This is a genomic window from Kocuria sp. KH4, from assembly GCF_053711175.1.
In genome coordinates, this window is sequence record NZ_JBSJYX010000018.1 from 26011 (window position 1) to 46991 (window position 20981).

21 protein-coding genes are annotated in these 20981 nt (G+C 74.9%); 15 read left to right on the forward strand and 6 right to left on the reverse strand.

All coding sequences use genetic code 11. The features are described from left to right. Positions 1–55 precede the first annotated feature (55 nt). Positions 56–2149, reverse strand: a complete 2094-nt coding sequence (gene pta, locus ACWCOM_RS13040) for a phosphate acetyltransferase (protein WP_454549171.1) — start codon at positions 2147–2149, stop codon at positions 56–58. Positions 2150–2322: 173 nt separating this feature from the next. Here pta and ACWCOM_RS13045 point away from each other — a divergent pair, with 173 nt between their 5' ends. The 4 genes from ACWCOM_RS13045 to ACWCOM_RS13060 all read left to right on the forward strand — a co-directional run bounded on the left by ACWCOM_RS13045 (position 2323) and on the right by ACWCOM_RS13060 (position 4412). Further along, a complete protein-coding gene (locus ACWCOM_RS13045) occupies positions 2323–2640 on the forward strand; it encodes a thiamine-binding protein (RefSeq protein WP_047802862.1) in 318 nt (105 codons plus the stop codon). 17 nt (positions 2641–2657) lie between these two features. Then, positions 2658–3179: a GNAT family N-acetyltransferase gene (locus ACWCOM_RS13050; protein WP_454549172.1), complete on the forward strand. Its 522-nt coding sequence runs from the start codon at positions 2658–2660 to the stop codon at positions 3177–3179. Beyond that, a complete protein-coding gene (locus ACWCOM_RS13055) occupies positions 3176–4075 on the forward strand; it encodes a spermidine synthase (protein ID WP_454549173.1) in 900 nt (299 codons plus the stop codon). Before ACWCOM_RS13050 ends, ACWCOM_RS13055 begins: the two co-directional genes overlap by 4 nt. A gap of 121 nt (positions 4076–4196) precedes the next feature. Continuing rightward, positions 4197–4412, forward strand: coding sequence for a helix-turn-helix transcriptional regulator (locus ACWCOM_RS13060; RefSeq protein ID WP_454549174.1), 216 nt, complete (start codon positions 4197–4199; stop codon positions 4410–4412). Between the two features lie 121 nt (positions 4413–4533). Here the strand turns inward: ACWCOM_RS13060 and ACWCOM_RS13065 are convergent, their stop codons facing one another. From ACWCOM_RS13065 to ACWCOM_RS13075, 3 genes are all read right to left on the reverse strand, one after another. Continuing rightward, positions 4534–5328 carry an ANTAR domain-containing protein gene (locus ACWCOM_RS13065; RefSeq protein WP_454549175.1) on the reverse strand — a complete coding sequence of 265 codons (795 nt, stop codon included), beginning with the start codon at positions 5326–5328 and terminating at the stop codon, positions 4534–4536. Positions 5329–5507: 179 nt separating this feature from the next. Continuing rightward, positions 5508–6422 (reverse strand): alpha/beta fold hydrolase, encoded by a 915-nt coding sequence (locus tag ACWCOM_RS13070; protein WP_454549176.1) that lies wholly within the window; start codon positions 6420–6422, stop codon positions 5508–5510. Further along, positions 6419–7954: a flavin-containing monooxygenase gene (locus tag ACWCOM_RS13075; protein ID WP_454549177.1), complete on the reverse strand. Its 1536-nt coding sequence runs from the start codon at positions 7952–7954 to the stop codon at positions 6419–6421. Before ACWCOM_RS13075 ends, ACWCOM_RS13070 begins: the two co-directional genes overlap by 4 nt. 69 nt (positions 7955–8023) lie before the next feature. Between ACWCOM_RS13075 and ACWCOM_RS13080 the strand changes: the two genes are divergently transcribed. From ACWCOM_RS13080 to ACWCOM_RS13090, 3 genes are all read left to right on the forward strand, one after another. Then, on the forward strand, positions 8024–9040 hold the full coding sequence (locus tag ACWCOM_RS13080) for an AraC family transcriptional regulator (protein ID WP_454549178.1): 1017 nt from the start codon (positions 8024–8026) through the stop codon (positions 9038–9040). A gap of 126 nt (positions 9041–9166) precedes the next feature. Then, positions 9167–10030, forward strand: a complete 864-nt coding sequence (locus ACWCOM_RS13085) for an SDR family NAD(P)-dependent oxidoreductase (protein WP_454549179.1) — start codon at positions 9167–9169, stop codon at positions 10028–10030. Positions 10031–10039: 9 nt separating this feature from the next. After that, entirely contained in the window at positions 10040–10405 is a 366-nt protein-coding gene (locus ACWCOM_RS13090; protein WP_454549180.1) for a VOC family protein, read from the forward strand. A 10-nt stretch (positions 10406–10415) separates the two neighbouring features. Here the strand turns inward: ACWCOM_RS13090 and ACWCOM_RS13095 are convergent, their stop codons facing one another. Further along, positions 10416–10805 (reverse strand): YchJ family protein, encoded by a 390-nt coding sequence (locus ACWCOM_RS13095; protein ID WP_454549181.1) that lies wholly within the window; start codon positions 10803–10805, stop codon positions 10416–10418. Between the two features lie 67 nt (positions 10806–10872). Further along, on the reverse strand, positions 10873–12342 hold the full coding sequence (locus ACWCOM_RS13100; RefSeq protein WP_454549182.1) for an NCS2 family permease: 1470 nt from the start codon (positions 12340–12342) through the stop codon (positions 10873–10875). Between the two features lie 253 nt (positions 12343–12595). Between ACWCOM_RS13100 and ACWCOM_RS13105 the strand changes: the two genes are divergently transcribed. The 8 genes from ACWCOM_RS13105 to ACWCOM_RS13140 all read left to right on the forward strand — a co-directional run bounded on the left by ACWCOM_RS13105 (position 12596) and on the right by ACWCOM_RS13140 (position 20889). Then, positions 12596–13075 (forward strand): general stress protein, encoded by a 480-nt coding sequence (locus ACWCOM_RS13105; protein WP_454549183.1) that lies wholly within the window; start codon positions 12596–12598, stop codon positions 13073–13075. 124 nt (positions 13076–13199) lie between these two features. Beyond that, the gene (locus tag ACWCOM_RS13110; RefSeq protein WP_454549184.1) at positions 13200–14894 is read left to right on the forward strand and encodes a nitrite/sulfite reductase; all 1695 of its coding nucleotides are present in this window, start codon (positions 13200–13202) and stop codon (positions 14892–14894) included. Beyond that, positions 14891–15658: a phosphoadenylyl-sulfate reductase gene (locus tag ACWCOM_RS13115; protein WP_454549185.1), complete on the forward strand. Its 768-nt coding sequence runs from the start codon at positions 14891–14893 to the stop codon at positions 15656–15658. Before ACWCOM_RS13110 ends, ACWCOM_RS13115 begins: the two co-directional genes overlap by 4 nt. Positions 15659–15684: 26 nt before the next feature. Continuing rightward, a complete protein-coding gene (cysD, locus tag ACWCOM_RS13120) occupies positions 15685–16617 on the forward strand; it encodes a sulfate adenylyltransferase subunit CysD (protein ID WP_454549186.1) in 933 nt (310 codons plus the stop codon). 2 nt (positions 16618–16619) lie between these two features. Then, the gene (locus ACWCOM_RS13125) at positions 16620–18011 is read left to right on the forward strand and encodes a sulfate adenylyltransferase subunit 1 (RefSeq protein ID WP_454549187.1); all 1392 of its coding nucleotides are present in this window, start codon (positions 16620–16622) and stop codon (positions 18009–18011) included. 1 nt (position 18012) lies between these two features. After that, entirely contained in the window at positions 18013–19149 is a 1137-nt protein-coding gene (locus ACWCOM_RS13130) for an ABC transporter substrate-binding protein (RefSeq protein ID WP_454549188.1), read from the forward strand. Next, a complete protein-coding gene (locus ACWCOM_RS13135; protein WP_454549189.1) occupies positions 19146–19925 on the forward strand; it encodes an ABC transporter ATP-binding protein in 780 nt (259 codons plus the stop codon). Before ACWCOM_RS13130 ends, ACWCOM_RS13135 begins: the two co-directional genes overlap by 4 nt. Next, entirely contained in the window at positions 19915–20889 is a 975-nt protein-coding gene (locus tag ACWCOM_RS13140; RefSeq protein ID WP_454549190.1) for an ABC transporter permease, read from the forward strand. The genes ACWCOM_RS13135 and ACWCOM_RS13140 overlap by 11 nt, the downstream gene beginning before the upstream one ends. Positions 20890–20981: the final 92 nt, after the last annotated feature.

Below are 20981 nucleotides of genomic sequence, written 5' to 3' on the forward strand. Positions count from 1 at the left end.
GGCCTTCCGGGGCGGTCGGGAGCGGGGCGGTCGGGGCGGGCGGCGGGGTGCCGGCTCACAGGTGCTGGGCCTGGATCGCGGTGATCGCCACCGTGTTGACGATGTCGTCCACGGTGCACCCCCGCGAGAGGTCGTTGACGGGCTTGCGCAGCCCCTGGAGGACCGGGCCCACGGCCACGGCCCCGGCGGACTGCTGGACGGCCTTGTAGGTGTTGTTGCCGGTGTTGAGGTCCGGGAAGACGAACACCGTCGCCCGTCCCGCCACGGTCGAACCGGGCAGCTTGGAGGCCGCGATCGAGGCGTCCACCGCGGCGTCGTACTGGATGGGGCCCTCCACCTCGAGGTCGGGGTCCGCCGCCCGCACGATCTCGGTGGCCGCGCGGACCTTGTCCACGTCCTGGCCGGAGCCGGAGCCGCCGGTGGAGTAGGACAGCATCGCCACCCGCGGCTCCACCCCGAACTGGCGGGCGGTGCGGGCGGAGGCGAGCGCGATGTCCGCGAGCTGCTGGGCGTCCGGGTTCGGGTTGACCGCGCAGTCGCCGTAGACCAGCACGCGGTCCTCGAGGAGCATGAAGAACACGGAGGAGACGATCCGCACACCCTCGGTGGTCTTCACGAACTCCAGGGCCGGGCGGATGGTGTTGGCCGTGGTGTGCGCGGCGCCGGAGACCATGCCGTCCACGTCCCCCATCTGCACCATCATGGTGCCGAAGTAGGAGCCGTCGAGCATCCGCTCCAGGGCCGCCTCCGGCTGCACGCCCTTGTGGGCGCGCAGCCGCACGTACTCGCCGGCGTACTTCTCGCGCAGCGCCTCGTCGTGCTCGAAGTCGATGAGCGTGAGCCCCTCGTCGTCGAAGTCGAGGTTGATGCCCTCCGTCTGGCACAGCGCGGCGATCCTGGCGGGGTCGCCGAGGATCGTGAGGTCGCAGAAGTTGCGGCGGTGGATCATCTCGGCGGCGCGCAGGATCCGGGGGTCCTCGCCCTCGGGCAGCACGATGTTCTTGCGCTGCGTGCGCGCCGCCTCGACGAGTTCGTGCAGGAAGCGCAGCGGTGTGCGCCGCAGCGGGCGCGGCAGGCCGAGGCGGCTGACCAGCTCCTCCTCGTCCACGCGCCGGGCCCACTCGCCCAGCGCGGCCGCGACCTTGCGCGGATGCGCCCCCGAGAGGGTGCCGCGGGAGCGGGAGACCGCGCGGGCGGCGCTGTAGGTGTCCAGTCCCGTGGTGAGCACGGGGAACGGCGCCGCGGCGGTGAGCTCGTGGATCCGCCCCTCGGTGCCGAAGCCGCCGGTCAGCAGCATCCCCGAGGGGGCGGGCAGGGCCGGGGACAGGGCGGAGGCCAGGGACGCGACGACGATGTCGGAGCGGTCCCCCGGCGTGATGACGAAGTCGCCGTCGGCGAGCTGCTCGAGGTAGTGGGCCACCGTCATCGCGGCGATCTTCACGCCCTTGACGTCGCGGTCCAGGGAGACGGCGGAGGGCCCGTCCCCGAAGCCGTGCCGGTCCCGCAGCTCGGCCACGGTGGGCGCGGCCACCGCGGCGTTCTCGGCGATCACGTAGACGGGCAGCCCGCGCGCGCCCCGGGAGGCGTTGGCGGTGAGCCGGTCGACCCACTCGGGCCGGGCCCGGTTGACGATGACGGCGAAGATGTCGCACCGGGCCTGGTGGAGCTCCGAGCGGGTGACCTCGATCGCGTTGAGGACGTCCTCGGGGGACTCGGACTCGTCCGCGCCGATCACGGCCAGTACCGAGGCGCCCAGGTTGTTGGCCATCCGGGCGTTCATGTCGAACTCGGCGGTGGCCGCGTTGTGCGCCAGCAGGTCGGTGCCGTCCACCACGATCACGTCGCAGTGCCGGGCCATCTCGCCGTAGACGCTCACGGCCATCGAGTCGAGCTCGTCGTGGTCCCCGGCCGCGAGCAGCTCCCGGGTGCGGGCCAGCGAGAGCCCGCCGCGGCACCGTTCGTCGGGGAGGTCGAAGTTGCGCTGCACGAGCTGGACCATGGGGTCCTCCGCCGGGCTCCGCCCCAGGTGGACGGGCCGGAAGTAGCCCAGCCGGTCGGTCCTGCGGAACAGCGAGTCGGCCAGCCCGAGGGCCACGAGCGACTTGCCGGACTGCGGCGTCATGGCACTGACGTAGATGCCTTGGGTCATGGTGTGGCGTCCTCCGGTGGGCGGGCTCGGGACCGACGTGCTGGCCCCAGTCTAGGGTCCGCCCGGCCCGGCGGCCGGGGCGCTCCCCGCTGCGGGACGGGTCGGGGCGGCGCGGCCGTCGTCGTCGCGGCGCGGGGTTCTCCGGGGGCGCCCCGGGGTGGGAGACTGGGGGCATGCTGGTTGCCTTCTCCGTCTCCCCGTCCGGTGGCTCCGACGCCACCGGCTCCGTGCACGACGCCGTCGCCGCCGCCGTCCGGGTGGTCCGCGACTCCGGACTGCCGCACGAGACCGATGCCATGTTCACCACGATCGAGGGCGAGTGGGACGAGGTCATGGACGTCGTCAAGCGCGCCACCGAGGCCGTCGGCGCCTACGGGCCCCGGGTGTCCCTCGTGCTCAAGGCCGACATCCGTCCCGGCCGCACCGGTGAGCTGACGGGCAAGGTGGAGCGGCTCGAGGCCGCGATCCGGCGGCAGGCGATCGAGTCCTGACCCGCGCCGCCCCGGCCGTGCGGGTGCGCCCCGCGGGCGCCGCCGACGCCTCCGCGTGGACCGCCCTGCACCGGCGCTGCCTCGACGAGACCTACCGCCCGCTCTTCGGCGACGCCTTCGCCGACCGGCAGCGCGACGCGGCCGACCGCACGGCCGGCCACGACCGCGCTCTGCTGGCCGATCCGCGCGTGCGCACCCTCTGGGCGCTCGACGACGACGGGGCCGCCCTCGGGCTGGTCTCCGCCGGACCGGCCCCCGCCGCGTGGGAGGCCCGCGCCGGGGTGCCCGCCCCGGTGGTCCCCCGGCAGCTGTTCCAGCTCTACACCCTCGCCGCCACGCACGGCACCGGCCTGGGCGCCGCGCTGCTGGAGGCCGCGCTCGGGCCCGCGGACGCCTACCTGTGGATCATGGACGGCAACGACCGCGCCGAGCACTTCTACGCCAAGCACGGCTTCCGCGCCCGGGACGAGTCCTTTCCCGCCGGCGGGCCGTGGACCGGGCAGCGGATGCACCGGATGGTGCGGACGGGCCCGGCGTGAGCCGCGCGGCCCGCCGCGGGCGCCGGGCGCCGGAGCCCGCCGCCCCGGGCGGCCCCGCGGCCGGCAGCTACGAGATCTCCACCGGCACCGCCGAGCTGGTGCCCGACGAGTACGCCTCCGGCTCCTGGGTGCTGCACGTCAACGGGGTGCCCTCCTCCCACGTGGACCCGCAGCACCCCGAACGGCTGGACTTCGAGTACATGCGCTGGATCGCCGCGCTCGTCCACGCCCACGTCGGCGCGCACCTGGACCCCTCCGCGCTGCGCGTGCTGCACCTGGGCGGGGGCGCCTGCTCGATGGCCCGGTACCTCGCCCACGCCTATCCGGAGGCGCGGCAGGTCGTCGTGGAGCTCGACGGGCGGCTCGCCGAGCTGGTCCGGCAGTGGTTCGACCTCCCGCGCGCCCCGCGGCTGCGGATCCGGGTGGGGGAGGCCCGCGCCGTCACGGAGTCGCTGACCCCGGCCACCCGGGACGTGGTGGTCCGGGACGTGTTCGCCGGCTCCACGACCCCGGCGCCGCTGACCACCGTGGAGTTCGCCCGGCACGTGGCGCGCGTGCTGGCCCCGGACGGGCTGTACGTGCTCAACTGCGGGGACACCCGGGACCTCGCCGGGGCCCGGGCCGAGCTGGCGGCGCTGTCCGAGGTCTTCGAGCACGTCGGCGCCGTGGCCGACCCGGCGATGCTCAAGGGCCGCCGCTACGGCAACATCGTGCTGGCCGCCTCCGCCGTGCCGCTGCCGGCGGCGGGCTCGCCCGCGGCGGCCGCGCTCGGCCGGGAGCTGCTCGGCGGGGCGGTGCCGGCCCAGTACAAGGACGCGGCCTGGGCCCGCTCGTTCGTCGCCGGGACGCCGCCGCGCCGCGACGACGCCCCGCCGCGGGCGCCGCACGCTCCGTGACGCGCCCCGCCGCGGGACCCGGGGACGCGCCGGCCACCGCCGGGTCGTGCTCGGCAGTGCGCCGCCGAAGCCGCTAAGCTTGCTTGGTAACCGACGAGGGTGTCCGAGGAGGTGGTGTCAGGTGCGCAACGAGCTGAAGGCGCTGCGGGCCGCCCGGACGCTGTCGCAGGGACAGCTGGCCATCGCCGTGGGGGTCTCCCGGCAGACGATCTACGCGGTGGAGAACGGCCGCTCCGAGCCGTCCCTGTCCGTGGCCCTCGCCCTGGCGCGGTTCTTCGGCCGGCCGGTCGAGGACGTCTTCCACGACGACGACGGTCCCACCCCGCCCCGGAGCTGACGGGGCCGGGGCCGGCACCGGCCGCACCCGAGGCGGGGGAGACCCCGGTCGGCGAGTTCGGCGGCACCGCCCGGGACGGCCATCGCCGGCGCCGGGCGGGATCCGCCGCGCCGTAGGGGGCTCAGACCACGCTCTCGCCCGCCGGGGACGGGGTGGGACGGGGCCGCCGCGCCGGCGGCACGGACGGGTTGAAGTGCGTGCTGGTCGGCCCGTCGTTGGCCGCCGCCACCAGCTCGGCGGCGACGTCGCGCAGCTTGACGTTGCGGTGGTTCGAGGCCGCGGTCAGCAGGGCCACGGCGTCGTCCTGGGTGCAGCCCTGGCGGGCCATCACCAGGCCGATGGCCATGTCGATCGTGGTGCGCGAGGCCATCGCCGCGGCCAGGTCGGTCTGCGTCTCCCGGTGCCGGGCCAGGCGCAGGGCCAGGCGCAGGGCCCGGGAGGCCAGCTCGACCTCCCGCTCGATCGCCGCGGTGACCGGGGCGTCGAACGGGCGCAGCGTCCCGGAGTAGACGTTCAGTGCCGCCCGGGCCCGGTCCTCCAGCGTGAAGGGCGCGGCCAGGACGGAGCGGACCCCGTGCTGGGCGGCCGCCCGGCTGTAGGCCGGCCACTGCCGGTCGGTGCGGGTGTCGGCCAGCAGCACGACCCGGTGCCGGTCCGCCGCGCTCAGGCACGGCCCGCGGCCGAAGGCGTACTGGACTTCGTCCAGGGCGGCGGCCCGCCCGTGGCTGGCCACCACCGTGGCCGCGGCGGCGCCGCGCAGCAGGGTGACCGAGCACCACAGGTCGTCGGCGCCCTCCGCGAGGTGCCGTGCCGTGCTGCGCACGAACTGCTGGAGGAACTCCGTGAGGTCCTCGGAGGCCAGCAGCAGGTCCTCCAGCTGCACGGAGCGCGTGCCCGCCGACATCGAATCCACCATGGGCAGGCCCACCCGTTCCGTCCTGTGTGCGGACCCCCTCGCCGCAGTCGAGGCCGGCACGTGCGCGTGCCGGCGGCTGAACTGTACCAGCAGCCCCGGCCGGGTGCGGAGGCGGGCGCGGGCGCGGTGGCGCGCGGCGCCCGGTGCCCCGGCGGCCGTCCCTCGGCCGCCGCGCACGCTCAGGAGGCCGCGCGGCTCCCCTCGGCGGAGGCCACGAACTCCCGGGCCAGCGCCACCAGCTCCGCGGTCCGCTCGATCTGCGGCATGTGCCCGGTGTCCGGGAACACGTGCAGGCGGGCCTCGGGCAGGGCCGCGGCCGCAGCCTCGGCGTGGTGGGCCGGCAGCACGGCGTCGGCCTCGCCCCACAGCACGAGCACGGGCAGCCCGGAGGCGCGGATCCGCTCAAGCAGGGCCCGGCGCCAGCCGGGCAGCACCCCCACCACCGGCAGGCCGATGCTGCGGTAGGTGCCCAGGAAGGTCGCCCGGAAGTCCGGCTGGGCGCCCACCCGCGCCGCGTGCCGGAGGAGCTCGGGCGTGGCCAGCGCCGGGTCGAAGAAGCAGTTCCGGTTCGAGCGCACCGCGGCGGCCCGGGCCAGCGGGCGGAACCGGCGGCCCACCAGGGGCAGGCGGGACAGCGCGGCCCAGAGCATCGGCAGCGGGGAGACGTTGGCCTCCCGGCCGAACCCGGCGCTGTTGGCCAGCAGCAGGCTCGCCACCCGCTCCGGGTGCTCCGTGGCCACGGTCATGGCCACGGCTCCGCCCAGCGAGTTGCCCATCAGGTGCACCGGGCGCTCCTCGCCCACCGCGTCGAGCACCCCGACCACGGCGCGGGCGAACGCCCCGAGCCCCGGCTTCTCCGGGCCCGCGGGGCTCAGCCCGAAGCCGGGCAGGTCGGTGCTCAGCACGCGGTGGTCCCGGGCGAGCAGCTCGTGGGCGGCCGACCAGTCCTCGAGGCTGCGCCCGATCCCGTGCAGCAGCACCACGGGCGGGGCCTCCTCCGGCCCGGAGAGGCGGATGCGCACGGGCCGGCCGGCGACCTGCACCGTCGTCGTGGCCCCCGGGGCGGCGGGGCGCGAGGGGTGCTGCTCGGTCATGCGGGGGTCTCCCGGGGTGCGGCCGCGCCGCGGGCGGCGGGGTGGGGGATCAGCTCGAGGGTCCGGGACAGCGGCGTGCGCAGGGTGGTCGCCGAGTCCAGCAGGTAGTTCTGCCGCACCCGCCACGGGTGGGAGTCGCCCTGGCGGGGGAACGCGTCGATGGAGCGCCGGACGTAGCCGGAGCTGAGGTCCAGCAGGGGGTGCCCGGTCATGCCCGGGGCGGCCCGGGGCACGGCGGCGGCGGCGCGGTGGTGCGCCAGGTGCCGGAGCACCTTGCAGACCAGGCGGTGCGTCAGGTCCGCCCGCAGCGTCCACGAGGCGTTGGTGTAGCCGATGCACAGCGCGAAGTTGGGCACGCCCGTGAGCATGGCGCCGTTCCAGACGAACTGCTCGGACAGCTCCACCGGGACGCCGTCCACGGTGGGGGCGATCCCGCCGAAGGGCAGCAGCTTCAGCCCCGTGGCGGTGACCACCACGTCGGCCTCCAGGACCCGGCCGCTGCTCAGCCGGATGCCCTCGGGCACGAACGTGTCGATCGTGTCGGTGACCACGTCGGCCCGGCCCCGCCGCAGGGCCGTGAACAGGTCCGCGTCCGGCACGGCGCACAGCCGCTGGTCCCAGGGGTCGTAGGACGGGGTGAAGTGCTCGGCCACGAGCTCCTCCGAGCCCAGGACGCGCGCGGCCCGAGAGGTGAAGAACGCCCGCGCCGCGGCCGGGCGGCGCCGGCAGAACTGGTGGACGGCCGTGCTGAACAGGATGTTCTTGGCCCGGATCAGCCGGTGGGCCAGGGCCGGGGGCAGGCTCCTGCGCAGGGCGTCGGCGCGCCGGTCCCGGCCGGGCACGGCGCTGATCCAGGTGGGGGAGCGCTGCAGCATCGTCACGCCCGCCGCGTCCGCGGCCATGGCCGGGACGAGGGTCACCGCCGTGGCGCCGCTGCCGATCACCACCACCCGCTGCCCGCTCCAGTCCAGCTCCCCGGGCCAGAACTGCGGGTGCACCACCCGGCCCCCGAACTCCTCGATCCCCGGCAGCACGGGGTCGTGCCCCTGCTCGTAGTCGTAGTACCCGGCGCAGGAGTACAGGAAGGAGCACGTCATGGTGTCCCTCCGCAGCCCGCCCTCGTCGTCGCGCTGCTCGAGCCCCAGGGTCCACCGGGCGTCCGCGGAGGACCAGTCGGCCGAGACCACCCTGGTGCGGTAGCGGATGTGCCGGTCGATGCCGAACTCCGCCGCCGTCTCCCGGATGTAGGCGAGGATCGACGGGCCGTCGGCGATGGACTGCGGGTCCCGCCAGGGCTTGAAGGAGTAGCCCAGGGTGAACATGTCGGAGTCGGAGCGGACGCCGGGGTAGCGGAACAGGTCCCAGGTCCCGCCCATGCCGGCGCGCGCCTCCAGGACGGCGTAGGACAGCCCCGGGCACTCGGTCTGCAGGCGGTAGGCCGCACCGACGCCGGACAGGCCCGCGCCGACGACCACGACGTCGCGGTGCTCCGCCCCGGCGGGGTCCTCGGGGAGGGGGGAAGTGGCTGACATGGCTCCAGGATCTCCCACGGCGCCCGGCCGCACTTGACGCTGCACGACGATTGCTTGACCCTGGGCGACATGTCCGTCATCCGATCCGCGGGGCTGCGCGGCTTCCGCGCCGCGGTCGCCGAGCTCGGGGGCGACGCCGAGGCGCTCGCCGACGCCGCCGGCCTGCCCCGGGCCGCCCTGGACACCGACGACCTGATGGTCCCGGAGCGGGCCGTCGGGCGGGTGCTGGAGGCCGCCGCCCGGGAGCTGGCCTGCCCCGACCTGGGGCTGCGGGTGGCCGCCCGCCAGGACCCGGGCGTGCTGGGCCCGCTGGCGCTCGCCGCCCGCCACTCCGAGACGGTGCGCGACGCCCTGGAGTGCGTCTCCCGCTACCTCTTCGTGCACGCCCCCTCGCTCGAGCTCGCGCTGGTCGAGGACCCCTACGGCGCCCGGGGGGTGACGGCCGTGCGCTACGGCGGGCCCGCCCCTGCCGCCCGGGACGGCAGCCCGCAGGGCACCGACCTCGGGCTGGGGCTGCTGCACCGGGCCCTCACCTCGCTGGCCGGCGGGCGCTACGGGCTGCGCACGGTCGAGCTCGACCACCGCCCCGCCGCGCCGCTGCGGGTCTACGAGGAGTTCTTCGGCGTGCCGGTGCGCCCGGGCCGGCCCGAGGTCCTGCTGCGGATCCCCATGAGCACGCTCGCCCGGCCGCTGCACGGGGACGCCGGCGTGCGGCAGGTGGCGCTGGCCTTCCTCGACGCCCAGATCCCGGGGGCGGGCTCGGCGTGGGCGCCGCGGGTCCGCGGGGTGCTGGTGCAGCTGCTGGGCACCGCCGCCCCGGAGCTGGAGGCGGTGGCCCGCGTCCTGGACCTGCACCCGCGCACCCTCCAGCGCCGGCTGGCGGAGGAGGGCACCACCTTCGGCGCGGTCCTGGACGAGGCCCGGCGCAGCGCGGCGCTGCGCTGGCTCACCGCCACGGACGTCCCGCTGGGCCGGATCGCCGGGCTGGTGGGCCTGTCCGAGTCCTCGGCGCTGACCCGGTGCGCCCGCCGCTGGTGGGGCGCCCCGCCGCGGGACGTGCGCCGCAGGGCGGTCCGCACCGGCTGAGCGTGTCGCGCGGCGTCAACTTCCTGTCGCGGCAGGTCAAACCCGGCCCGGGGCGCGCGCCCCACACTGGAGCCCGGTCCCGTTCCTCGGTCCCGTGTCCCTCGTCCCTCGTCCCAGGAGCAGCCCGTGTCCCCCTCCGCACCCTTCCGCTTCCCCGGCGCCACCGCGGTGCTCACCGGCGCCGCCGGCGGCATCGGCGAGCAGCTGGCCCACGGTCTCGCCGCCCGCGGCACCCACCTGGTGCTCCTCGACCGGGACGAGGCCGGGCTCGAGGGCGTCGCCGGCACCATCCGCCGGCGGCACCCGGAGCTGCGGGTGTCCACCGTGGTGGCGGACCTGGCCGAGCTTCCCGCGCTGCCCGGCGTCGCCGAGCGGATCCTGGCCGAACACCCGCGCATCGACCTGCTCGTCAACAACGCCGGCGTGGCCCTCGGCGGCACCTTCGAGCAGGTCTCCGCCGAGGAGTTCGACCGCCTCATGGACATCAACTTCCGGGCCCCGGTGGTCCTCACCCGCCGGCTGCTGCCCGCCCTGCTCGCCACCCCCGGCAGCCACCTCGTCAACCTCTCCAGCCTGTTCGGGCTCATCGCCCCGCCCGGGCAGGTGGCCTACTCCGCCAGCAAGTACGCCCTGCGCGGCTTCACGGAGGGGCTGCGCCACGAGCTGGCCGGGCGGGTGGGCGTCACCGTGGTCCACCCCGGCGGGGTGCGGACCCGGATCGCCGAGTCCGCCCGCACCCCGGCCGGCGTGCCGGCCGCCCAGGCCGCGGCCGGCCGCGAGGACTTCGCCGCGCTGCTGAGCTATCCGGCCGAGCGGGCGGCCGCGGACATCCTGGGGGCGGTGGAGCGGCGCCGGGGCCGGCTGCTGGTGGCCCCCAGCGCGGTGCTGCCGGACCTGGTGGCGCGGCTGTTCCCGGGCACGTACTGGCCGGTCCTCCAGCGCGCCCGCCCGCTCCTGCAGCGCCTTTCCCGGCGGCGGCCCCGGGCCTAGGCTGGGCCCATGACCAGCACCCTGTCCTCCGTCGTCGTCGACTGCCGCGACCCCGCGGCCCTGGCCCGCTTCTGGTGCGCCGCCCTGGACTACGTGGTCCACGGCGAGGCCGAGGGCTACGTGGGGATCGCGCCCGCGGCGGGCACGGGCCCGCACCTGGACTTCCTGCTCGTGCCGGAGCCGAGGACCGCCAAGAACCGGCTACACCTCGACCTCCGGGCGGCGGACACCGACCAGGACCGGGAGGTGGCGCGGCTGGAGTCCCTCGGGGCGCGCCGGGTGGACGTGGGGCAGGGCCCCGAGGTGACGTGGGTGGTGCTGGCCGACCCGGAGGGCAACGAGTTCTGCGTGCTGGCCGACCTCGAGGACGCCTGAGCCGGCCGGCTCAGGCGGGGCTGCCGTCCACGTAGAACCACCGGCCGTCCTCGCGCACGAACCGGGAGCTCTCCCGCTGCCGGCCGCGCCCCCCGGAGCCGTCGCGCCAGTGGGCGCTGAACTCCACCCGGCCCTCGCGCGCGAAGGGCCCGCCGCCGTCGGCGGCGTGCACGTCGAGCCGGTACCAGTCCACGTCCGGGTCCAGCGCCACGGAGCCCGGACGCGTGCCGGGGTGCCAGGTGGCCAGCAGGTAGGCCTCGTCCCCGGCGGCGAAGGCGCTGAAGCGGGAGCGCATCAGCAGCTCGGCGGTGGGCGCGGTGCGGCCGCGGTGGAAGCGCCCGCAGCACGCGCCGTAGCTCTCCCCGGTGCCGCACGGGCAGCGGGCGTCGTCGTCGATCATGCCCCCATCCTCCCCCGCCCCGCGCGCGGCCGCAGCCCGCGGGGGGAGCGGGGGGAGGAGGAGCCGGTCAGGCGAGCCAGCCCTCCACCACGCCCTTGCCGAAGAACACCACGAAGGCCGCGGCCACCACGTACATCAGCGCGTGGACCTCGCGGCCGCGGCCCTGCACCAGGCGGATGAAGACGTAGGAGACGAAGCCGGCGCCGATGCCGTCGGCGATCGAGTACGTGAAGGGCATGACGGCGAAGGTCAGGAAGGACGGCACGGCCAGGCCCCAGTCCTCCCACTCGATGCGCACCACCTGCTTGGCCATGAGGAAGCCGACCACGACCATGGCCGGGGCCACGGCCTCGAACGGCACCACGTTGACCAGGGGCGTGATGAACATCGCGAGCAGGAACAGCACGCCGGTGACCACGTTGGCCAGGCCGGTGCGGGCGCCGTCGGCGATGCCGGTGGAGGACTCCACGAAGATCTGGTTGGAGGACACGGAGCCCGCGCCGCCCGCGATCGCGCCCGCGGCGTCCACGAGCAGCACCCGGTCCACGTTCTCGATCTGCCCGTTGCGGCCCACCAGGCCGGCCTGCTGGGAGAGCCCCACCATGGTGCCCATCGCGTCGAAGAAGATCGAGAGCAGGATCGTGAAGACCAGCAGCAGCGCCGCGAGGGCGCCGAGGCTGCGGAACGCCTCCAGCGGGGCGACCGCGCCCACGAGGGAGAGGTCCGGGAGGGCGACGAAGGACGTGGGGGCCGCGGGCACCACGAGCGACCACCCGGTGGGGCTCTCCACCGAGGAGCCGGACGGGACGACCGCCTCCAGCACGTGGGCGAGGGCCGTGGTGAGGACCACGGCGATCAGGATCGCGCCGCGGACGTTGCGCACCATGAGGGCCACGGTCAGCAGCAGACCCACGACGAAGGTGAGCATGGGCCAGCCCAGCAGCGTCCCGCCGTCACCCAGCTGCACGGGCACGGTGGTGCCGGCGGCGTCCGGGATGCGGCGCACGAAGCCGGCGTTCACGAAGCCGATCAGGGCGATGAACAGCCCGATGCCCACGACGATCGCGGTCTTCAGCGACGGCGGCACGGCGTTGAACACCGCGGTGCGGAAGCCGGTGAGCACCAGGACGAACATGATCACGCCCGCCCACACGACCAGCCCCATCACCTGCGGCCAGGTCAGCTCCGGGGTGGTCACGATCGTCACCGCCAGGAACGCGTTCACCCCCAGGCCGGTGGCGATCGCGAACGGCGAGCGCGCGACGAGGCCCATCAGGATGGTCATGACACCGGCCACGAGCGCCGTGACGGCCGCGACCCGCTCGGCGCCGAGGGTGTTGCCCGCCCCGTCCGGGCCGTAGCCCAGGATCAGCGGGTTGAGGACCACGATGTAGCTCATCGCGATGAACGTGGCCACGCCGCCGCGGACCTCGCCGGTCACGGAGGAGCCGCGCTCGCTGATCCGGAAGAAGCGGTCCAGGCCGTTGCGCGGCGGACGGGAGGGGGTCTCCGTGGGAACGGAGGCGGAGGATGCCATGGCGGTCCTAAGGGCACTCGACGGGACAGGGCGGGCTCGACGGCGGCCCCGGAGCAGCGGCCGGATCCGCGTGCCACCGGGGGAACATTACCGGTCCCGCCCGGCGGTGTCGCGGTGCGCACCCGGACCGGGACGACGCCGCCCCCCGCCGGGCGGAACAGGCGCCCGGCGGATCCCGTTGCACCTGGCGGCGGCCGCACCGCGCGTGCGGCGCCGGACCCCGCGCCCAGCACGACGGAACAGGAGTAGAGCCATGACCCAGCCCTCATCGATCCCTCCCACCTCCTCCGGCAACTTCCGGGTGCTGCGGACGGTGCCCACCTACGCCGAGGCGCAGCAGATCGTCGACGCCCTCTCCGACGCGGGGTTCCCGGTCGAGCACGTGCGCGTGGTCGGCACCGGGCTGCGCTCGGTCGAGCAGGTCACGGGCCGGATGACCAACGGGAGGGCCGCCCTCTACGGCATGGCCTCCGGGGCGTGGCTGGGCCTGTTCGTGGGGCTGCTCCTGGGCCTGTTCACCGTGGGCGGCTGGCTGTCCGTGGTGCTGTGGGGCGTGGCGCTGGGCGCCGTCTGGGGCCTGGTCCTCGGTCTCGTGGGCCACGCGGCGACCGGCGGGCGCCGCGACTTCCGCAGCGTCCAGGGCCTCGAGGCCGACGCCTACGACGTCCTGGTGGACGCCGAGCACGTCGACGACGCCGCGGCCCGGCTGGCCGGGGGCCGGCCCACCGCCTGAGGACACCCGAACCCTATTGCACATCCCGGCTCCGGTGTCCAGCTCTGTGTCACGTCAGGTCCGTTCATGGCGGTTTGTGACGGTCGGCGTGACTGTCCGGGGCGAGCCGCGAACAATCGAGGGCATGACTCAGACGACCCGTGCGCCCCGCGCTGCCCGGAAGCCCAAGCCCGAGGGGCAGTGGAAGGTCGACGGCCGCGAGCCCCTCAACCCCAACGAGGTCTTCAAGCAGGCCGACGACGGGCTCAACGTGCGCGCCCGCATCGAGGAGGTCTACTCGAAGGAGGGCTTCGACTCGATCGACCCCCAGGACCTGCACGGGCGGTTCCGCTGGTGGGGGCTCTACACCCAGCGCAGGCCGGGCGTGGACGGCGGGAAGACGGGGTCCCTGTCCGACGCCGAGATCGAGGACAAGTACTTCATGATGCGCGTCCGGCTCGACGGCGGGGCCCTGACCCGCGAGCAGCTGCGCGTGCTCGGGCAGATCTCGGCGGACTTCGCCCGGGACACGGCCGACATCACCGACCGGCAGAACATCCAGTACCACTGGATCGACGTCAAGGACGTCCCCGAGATCTGGCGGCGGCTCGAGGACTCGGGCCTGGACACCGTCGAGGCCTGCGGCGACGTGCCGCGCGTGCTCCTGGGCTCCCCGCTGGCCGGGATCGCCGAGGACGAGATCATCGACCCCACCCCGGTGATCGAGCGGATCAAGTCCACCTGGATCGGCTCCCCGGAGTTCTCCAACCTGCCGCGCAAGTTCAAGACGGCGATCACCGGCCACCCCTCCCTCGACGTCGTCCACGAAATCAACGACATCTCGCTCGTCGGCGTGGTCCACCCCGAGCTGGGCCCGGGCTACGACCTGTGGGTCGGCGGCGCCCTGTCCGTGGTGCCGCGCCTCGGGGAGCGCCTCGGGGCCTTCGTGACCGAGGAGCAGGCCCCCGAGGTGTGGGCCGGGGTCACCAGCATCTTCCGCGACTACGGCTACCGGCGCCTGCGCAACCGCGCGCGCCTGAAGTTCCTGATGGCCGACTGGGGCCCCGAGAAGTTCCGCCAGGTGCTCCAGGACGAGTACCTGGGCTACGAGCTCGCGGACGGGCCCGCGCCCGAGAAGGCCGCCGCCCCGGGCGACCACATCGGCGTGCACCGGCAGAAGGACGGCCGGTACTACATCGGCGTGGCCCCGCGCGTGGGCCGCGTCTCCGGGCGGAAGCTTCTGGAGCTTGCCGACGTTATGGAGAAGTACGGCTCCGACCGGCTGCGCACCACCCCGCACCAGAAGCTCGTGCTCCTCGACATCGAGGAGGGCGACGTCGAGAGCGCCGTCGCCGACCTCGACGCCCTGGACCTGCAGGCGCGGCCCTCCGCGTTCCGCCGCTCGACGGTGGCCTGCACCGGCATCGAGTTCTGCAAGCTCGCGATCGTCGAGACCAAGCAGACCGCCTCGGAGACCATCGACGAGCTCGAGCGGCGGCTCGACGGCGTGGAGCTGCCCCACCCGATCTCGATGCACGTCAACGGCTGCCCCAACTCCTGCGCCCGGATCCAGACCGCGGACATCGGGCTCAAGGGCCAGCTGCTGCCCACCGAGGACGGCGGGCAGAAGCCCGGCTACCAGGTGCACCTGGGCGGCGGGCTCGCCGCCGACGACCGGGCCGAGGCCGGGCTGGGCCGCACCGTGCGCGGCCTGAAGGTGTTCCAGGACGACCTGGCCGACTACGTCGAGACGCTCGTCCGTCGCTTCCTGGCCCAGCGCACCGAGCACGAGACCTTCGCCGAGTGGACCCACCGGGTCGAGGAGAGTGAACTCGCATGACCAGCACCGACACGGGCACCCGCCCCGCGCTGCGCGACGAGCAGCAGCTGCGCGCGCTCGCGGCGGAGGGCGCCGCCGCGCTGCACGCCGAGCTGGACGCCGAGGGCCGTGTGCCCGCCGCCGGCGAGGCGTCCACGGAAGAGGCGATCCGCTGGGTCGCGGAGAACTTCGACCTGCGCAACGTCACCGTGGCCTGCTCGATGGCCGACGCCGTGCTGCCGGCCCTCGTCGCCGAGCAGCTGCCCGGCGTGGACGTGCTCTTCCTGGAGACCGGCTACCACTTCCCGGAGACCATCGGCACCCGCGACGCCGTGGCGCACATGCTCGACATCACCGTGGTCGACGCCCTGCCGGAGCTCACCGTGGCGGAGCAGGACGAGAAGCACGGCAAGGACCTCTTCGCCCGGGACCCCGGCCTGTGCTGCGCGATCCGCAAGGTGGCCCCGCTCAAGAAGTCCCTCGAGGGCTACGAGGTCTGGTTCACCGGCGTGCGCCGCGACGAGTCCTGGACCCGCACCAACGCGCCGATGGTGACCTTCGACGAGACGCACAAGCTCGTCAAGGTCAACCCGATGGTCCGCTGGACCCTCGACGAGCTGGTCCAGTGGTCGCAGGACCACGGAATCCCGACGAACCCGCTGATGGCGGAGGGCTACCTCTCCATCGGCTGCGCCCCCTGCACCCGTCCCACCGCACCGGGCGAGGACCCGCGCGCGGGCCGCTGGTCCGGCCAGGACAAGATCGAGTGCGGGATCCACCTGTGAGCGCACCCACGACGACGGAGGCGAACGTGACCACCCCCAGCACCGCCCCGGCCCCCGCGGAGGCCGGCGTGCACAGCAGCCTCGACGCGCTCGAGGCCGAGTCCATCCACATCCTGCGCGAGGTCGTGGCGGAGTTCGACCGCCCCGCCATGCTGTTCTCCGGCGGGAAGGACTCGGTGGTCATGCTGCACCTGGCCGCCAAGGCCTTCTGGCCGGGCCGGATCCCCTTCCCCGTGCTGCACGTGGACACCGGGCACAACTTCCCCGAGGTCCTCGACTTCCGGGACCGCACCGTGGCGCGGCTGGGCATCCGGCTGGTCGTGGCGTCCGTGCAGGACTACATCGACGACGGCCGGCTGCTCGAGCGCGCCGACGGCACCCGCAACCCGCTGCAGACCGTGCCCCTGCTGGACGCCATCGCCGAGAACCGGTTCGACGCCGTGTTCGGCGGCGGCCGCCGCGACGAGGACAAGGCCCGCGCCAAGGAGCGGATCCTGTCCCTGCGCGACGAGTTCGGCCAGTGGGACCCGCGCAACCAGCGGCCCGAGCTGTGGAACCTCTACAACGGCCGGCACACCGCCGGCCAGCACGTGCGGGCGTTCCCCATCAGCAACTGGACCGAGCTGGACATCTGGCGCTACATCGAGCGGGAGAACATCGAGCTGCCGCCGATCTACTACGCCCACGAGCGCGAGGTGTTCCGCCGCGACGGGATGTGGATGGCCGTGGGCGAGTTCTCCGCCCCCTCCGCCGCCGAGGCGGTCGAGCGGCGCAGCGTGCGCTACCGCACCGTGGGCGACATGTCCTGCACCGGGGCGGTGCTCTCCGACGCGGGCACCGTGGCCGACGTGGTGGCCGAGGTCGCCGTGTCCACGCTGACCGAGCGCGGGGCCACCCGCGCGGACGACAGGATCTCCGAGGCCGCCATGGAGGACCGCAAGAAGGACGGGTACTTCTAGACATGACTTCCCCCAGCACCGTGACCCCGCAGGCCTCCGCCGCCGAGCAGGTCCCGACCATCGACCCCGGCTCGCTGTTCCGCTTCGCGACCGCCGGGTCCGTCGACGACGGCAAGTCCACCCTGGTGGGCCGGCTGCTGCACGACGCGAAGGCGATCCTCGCCGACCAGCTCGAGGCCGTGGGCCGCACCTCGGCCGAGCGCGGCTTCGGCGGCGGCACCGGACGGCTCGACCTCGCCCTGCTGACCGACGGGCTGCGCGCCGAGCGGGAGCAGGGCATCACGATCGACGTGGCCTACCGCTACTTCGCCACCGACCGCCGCTCCTTCATCCTCGCCGACTGCCCCGGCCACGTGCAGTACACGAAGAACACGGTCACGGGGGCCTCGACGGCCGACGCCGTCGTGCTGCTCGTGGACGCCCGGCACGGGGTGGTCGAGCAGACCCGCCGGCACCTGGCCGTCGTCTCGCTGCTGCGCGTCCCGCACGTGGTGGTCGCGGTGAACAAGATCGACCTCGTCGACTACGACCGGGAGGTCTTCGACCGGGTCGCCGCCGACGCCACCGGCATCGCCGCCCGGCTGGGGATCGAGGACGTGCACGTGGTGCCCGTCTCCGCCCTCGAGGGCGACAACGTGGTGGAGCCCTCCGGGCGCACCCCCTGGTACACCGGGCGCCCGCTGCTGCGCGTGCTCGAGGAGCTGCCCACGGTCGACGAGTCCGGGCGCGGCACCGCCCGCCCCTTCCGCCTCCCCGTCCAGTACGTCATCCGCCCGCAGGGCGGCACGGCGCCCGGCGCGGACGCCGAGGCCCTGCGCGACTACCGCGGCTACGCCGGGCAGATCGCCTCCGGCACGGTCGCGGTCGGCGACGAGGTCGTGGTGCTGCCCGCCGGGCGGCGCACCACGGTCACCGGCATCGACGTGGCCGGCACCGCCCCGGCCCCGGGCGCGCCCCTGCCCGGCGAGCAGCTCCCGGAGGCCGCCGCCCCGCTGTCCGTGACGCTGCGGCTGGCCGACGACATCGACATCGCCCGCGGCGACCTCCTCGCGAGCGCCGACGACGAGCTCCCGGAGCCCACCCGGGACCTGGTCGCCTCGGTGGCCTGGCTCGGCGAGCGACCCCTGCAGCCGCGCGCCCGCGTGCTCGTCAAGCACGGCGCCGCCACGGTCCAGGCCATGGTGCAGGACCTCGACGGGCGCCTGGACCTCGAGGAGCTCGAGCTGCGGGACGCCGCGACCCTGGAGCTCAACGACATCGGACGGGTCCGGCTGCGGCTGGCCTCCCCGCTGCCCGTCGACCCGTACGACCGGCTGCGGCGCACCGGCGCCTTCCTGCTCGTCGACCCCGCCACCGGCAACACGCTCGCCGCCGGACTCGTGCGGGACGCCTGAGGTGGACCGGCAGCAGCCGCCGGCCCTCACCACGGTGACGGCCGGCGACGGCGGGCGCCCCGCCGCGGGCCGCCGTCGCCCGGGCTGGCCGCTGGTGCTGACCGCCCTCGCCCTCCTGGCCGCCCTGACGGTCGCCGCCACCGTGCTGCGCGCCAACGGGACGCTGGCGGCCTGGGAGCGGACCGCGGTGGAGACCTCCGACGCGGCCGAGCTGCGGCTGGGCTACTTCGGCAACCTCACGCACGGACCGGCCCTCGTCGGGCTCGAAAACGGCGACTTCGCGGAGGAGCTGGGGGACACGACGCTGTCCACCCAGGTCTTCAACAGCGGCCCCACCGCGGTGGAGGCCATGAACGCCGGGTCGATCGACGCCGCCTTCGTGGGCCCCAACCCCGCGATCAACTCCTTCGTCCGCTCCCAGGGCCGCTCGCTCGCCGTGGTCGCGGGCGCGGCGTCCGGCGGGGCGCAGTTCGTGGTCGGCCCTGGCGTCACGAGCGCCGAGGACCTGGCCGGGCGCACCGTCGCGAGCCCCGAGTACGGGGGCACGCAGGACGTGGCCCTGCGCACCTGGCTCACCGAGCAGGGCTACGAGGCGGACGGCGACGGTGGGCGCGCCGTGGCCATCACCCCCATGGCCAACGGCCAGACCATCTCCATGCTGCGCCAGGGACGCGTGGACGGGGCCTGGCTGCCCCAGCCGTGGGCCACCCGCGCGGTGCAGGACGGCGCCCGGGTCCTCGTGGACGAGCGCGACCTCTGGGCGGACGGGCGCTATCCCACCACCGTCCTGGTGGTGCGCAAGGACTACCTCGAGCGCCACCCGGGAACGGTCGAGGAGCTCGTGCGGGGCCTGCAGCGGTCCGTGGACTGGCTGGACGAGCACGAGGACGACCCCGCGCTGCTGGCCTCGACCCTGAACCGGGGCCTCGAGCGGGCGCAGACCGAGACCCTGCCCGAGGAGACGGTCGCGGGCGCCCTCGAGGCGATCGAGTGGACCACGGACCCCCTCGCGGACGCCTACCCCCAGCTGCTGGCCGACGGCGTGGCGGCGGGCACCACGGACGACGCCTCCCTGGACGGCCTCGTGGACACCACGGCCCTCGACCGCGTCCGCGACGGCTCGGAGGAGCGCTCATGAGCACCGCGACCACCACCGCGATCCGGCTGCAGGGGCTGGGCAAGAGCTTCTCCCCCGAGGACGGGCCGGTCCTGCAGGACGTGGACCTCGACGTGGAGCGCGGGCAGTTCGTCGCGTTGCTCGGCGCCTCGGGCTGCGGCAAGTCGACGCTGCTGAACATCGTGGCCGGGCTCGAGGAGCCGACCGCCGGCTCGGTGACCGTCCCCGCGGAGGGAGCGGCCCTGATGTTCCAGGACGCCGCGCTGTTCCCGTGGCTCACCGCGCGGCGCAACGTGGAGCTCGCCCTGGAGCTGCGCGGCGTCCCCGCCGCGCAGCGGCGGGCGCGGGCCGAGGAGCTGCTCGAGCTGGTCCGGCTGCCGCACGCGGCGGACAAGCGCCCGCACGAGCTCTCGGGCGGGATGCGCCAGCGCGTGGCCCTGGCCCGGGCCCTGGCCCAGGAGCGGGAGGTCCTGCTCATGGACGAGCCGTTCTCCGCGCTGGACGCCATCACCCGGGACCTGCTGCACGAGGAGCTGCTGCGCGTGTGGCGGGCCACCGGGCGCACGATCGTGTTCATCACCCACAACGTCGCCGAGGCCGTGCGGCTGGGCCAGCGGGTGCTGCTGATGTCCTCCCGCCCCGGTCAGGTGGTCCAGGAGTGGGACACCCGGCCGTGGAAGGACCCCGAGTCCTACGGCTTCGAGGGCAGCGCCCAGTCGCTCGACGACACCCTCGCCGAGCTGACCCGCACCATCACCGCACGTCTGCGTGAGGAGATCAGCCGCCATGCGAAATGACACCGCCCCGCCCGAGGTCCCGGCCGCGCCGCCGGCCCCGCCCCGCGCGCCCCGGGCGCCGGAGCGCACGGCCTCCGGGCCGCTCCCGGTGCCGCCCGCCGGGCGGGACGGCGCCGGCGAGGAGCTCGCCGGCCTGGACGCCCTGCAGACCGAGCGCACGCGCAGGACCCCGGCCGGGGTGGTCTTCCGCACCAAGGTGGCCCCGCCGCTGGTCGCCCTGCTGGCCGGGCTGCTGCTGTGGCAGCTGCTCGTCGCCCTCCTCGGCCCCCGGCCGGACGTCATGCCGGGCCCGCTGGACGTCGGGCGGCAGTTCGCCGCGCTCCTCGCCGACGGCACGGTCCTGGGCGCCCTCGGCACGAGCCTGTGGCGGGGGATCAGCGGCTTCCTGGTGGCCGCGGCGGTGGCCACGCCGCTGGGGCTGCTCATCGCCCAGCGGCGCGCCCTGCGCGACGCCGTGGGCCCCATCATCTCGGGCCTGCAGGTGCTGCCCTCCATCGCCTGGGTGCCCGCCGCGATCATCTGGTTCGGGCTCTCCGACGCCACCGTGTACTTCGTGGTGCTCATGGGCGCCATCCCGTCCATCGTCAACGGCATGCTCGCGGGGGTGGACCAGATCCCGCCCCAGCTGCGCCGGGCCGGGCACGTGCTCGGGGCCCGCGGCTGGACCATGGCCAGCAAGGTGGTGCTCCCCGCGGCCCTGCCCGGCTACGTCGCCGGGCTCAAGCAGGGCTGGGCCTTCTCCTGGCGCTCGCTGATGGGGGCCGAGCTCATCGCGATCGGCGGCTCGATCGGCTTCGGCCTGGGCTCCCTGCTGGAACAGGGCCGCACCGTCTCCAACATGGCGGTGGTGATGGTCGCGGTCCTGTCGATCCTCGCCGTCGGCATCCTCGTGGAGCTGCTGTTCTTCAACCCCGTGGAACGCCGGCTGCTGCGCGGCCGGGGGCTGCTCGGCCACCGGTCGTGAGCATCCTCACCCAGGAGATCCTGGGGCGACTTCACTAAACTTGGACCCGGTCTACGACGCGCGCGGTGCACGCCGTGCGCGCAATCGAAAGG

Coding starts and splice junctions, on each gene's coding strand:
- ACWCOM_RS13125 (WP_454549187.1), top strand. CDS start 16,620: ATGACTTCCCCCAGCACCGTGACCCCGCAGGCCTCCGCCGCCGAGCAG.
- ACWCOM_RS13105 (WP_454549183.1), top strand. CDS start 12,596: ATGACCCAGCCCTCATCGATCCCTCCCACCTCCTCCGGCAACTTCCGG.
- ACWCOM_RS13115 (WP_454549185.1), top strand. CDS start 14,891: ATGACCAGCACCGACACGGGCACCCGCCCCGCGCTGCGCGACGAGCAG.
- ACWCOM_RS13110 (WP_454549184.1), top strand. CDS start 13,200: ATGACTCAGACGACCCGTGCGCCCCGCGCTGCCCGGAAGCCCAAGCCC.
- ACWCOM_RS13080 (WP_454549178.1), top strand. CDS start 8,024: ATGTCCGTCATCCGATCCGCGGGGCTGCGCGGCTTCCGCGCCGCGGTC.
- ACWCOM_RS13095 (WP_454549181.1), bottom strand. CDS start 10,805: ATGATCGACGACGACGCCCGCTGCCCGTGCGGCACCGGGGAGAGCTAC.
- ACWCOM_RS13140 (WP_454549190.1), top strand. CDS start 19,915: ATGCGAAATGACACCGCCCCGCCCGAGGTCCCGGCCGCGCCGCCGGCC.
- ACWCOM_RS13075 (WP_454549177.1), bottom strand. CDS start 7,954: ATGTCAGCCACTTCCCCCCTCCCCGAGGACCCCGCCGGGGCGGAGCAC.
- pta (WP_454549171.1), bottom strand. CDS start 2,149: ATGACCCAAGGCATCTACGTCAGTGCCATGACGCCGCAGTCCGGCAAG.
- ACWCOM_RS13065 (WP_454549175.1), bottom strand. CDS start 5,328: ATGGTGGATTCGATGTCGGCGGGCACGCGCTCCGTGCAGCTGGAGGAC.
- ACWCOM_RS13135 (WP_454549189.1), top strand. CDS start 19,146: ATGAGCACCGCGACCACCACCGCGATCCGGCTGCAGGGGCTGGGCAAG.
- ACWCOM_RS13090 (WP_454549180.1), top strand. CDS start 10,040: ATGACCAGCACCCTGTCCTCCGTCGTCGTCGACTGCCGCGACCCCGCG.
- ACWCOM_RS13070 (WP_454549176.1), bottom strand. CDS start 6,422: ATGACCGAGCAGCACCCCTCGCGCCCCGCCGCCCCGGGGGCCACGACG.
- ACWCOM_RS13045 (WP_047802862.1), top strand. CDS start 2,323: ATGCTGGTTGCCTTCTCCGTCTCCCCGTCCGGTGGCTCCGACGCCACC.
- ACWCOM_RS13100 (WP_454549182.1), bottom strand. CDS start 12,342: ATGGCATCCTCCGCCTCCGTTCCCACGGAGACCCCCTCCCGTCCGCCG.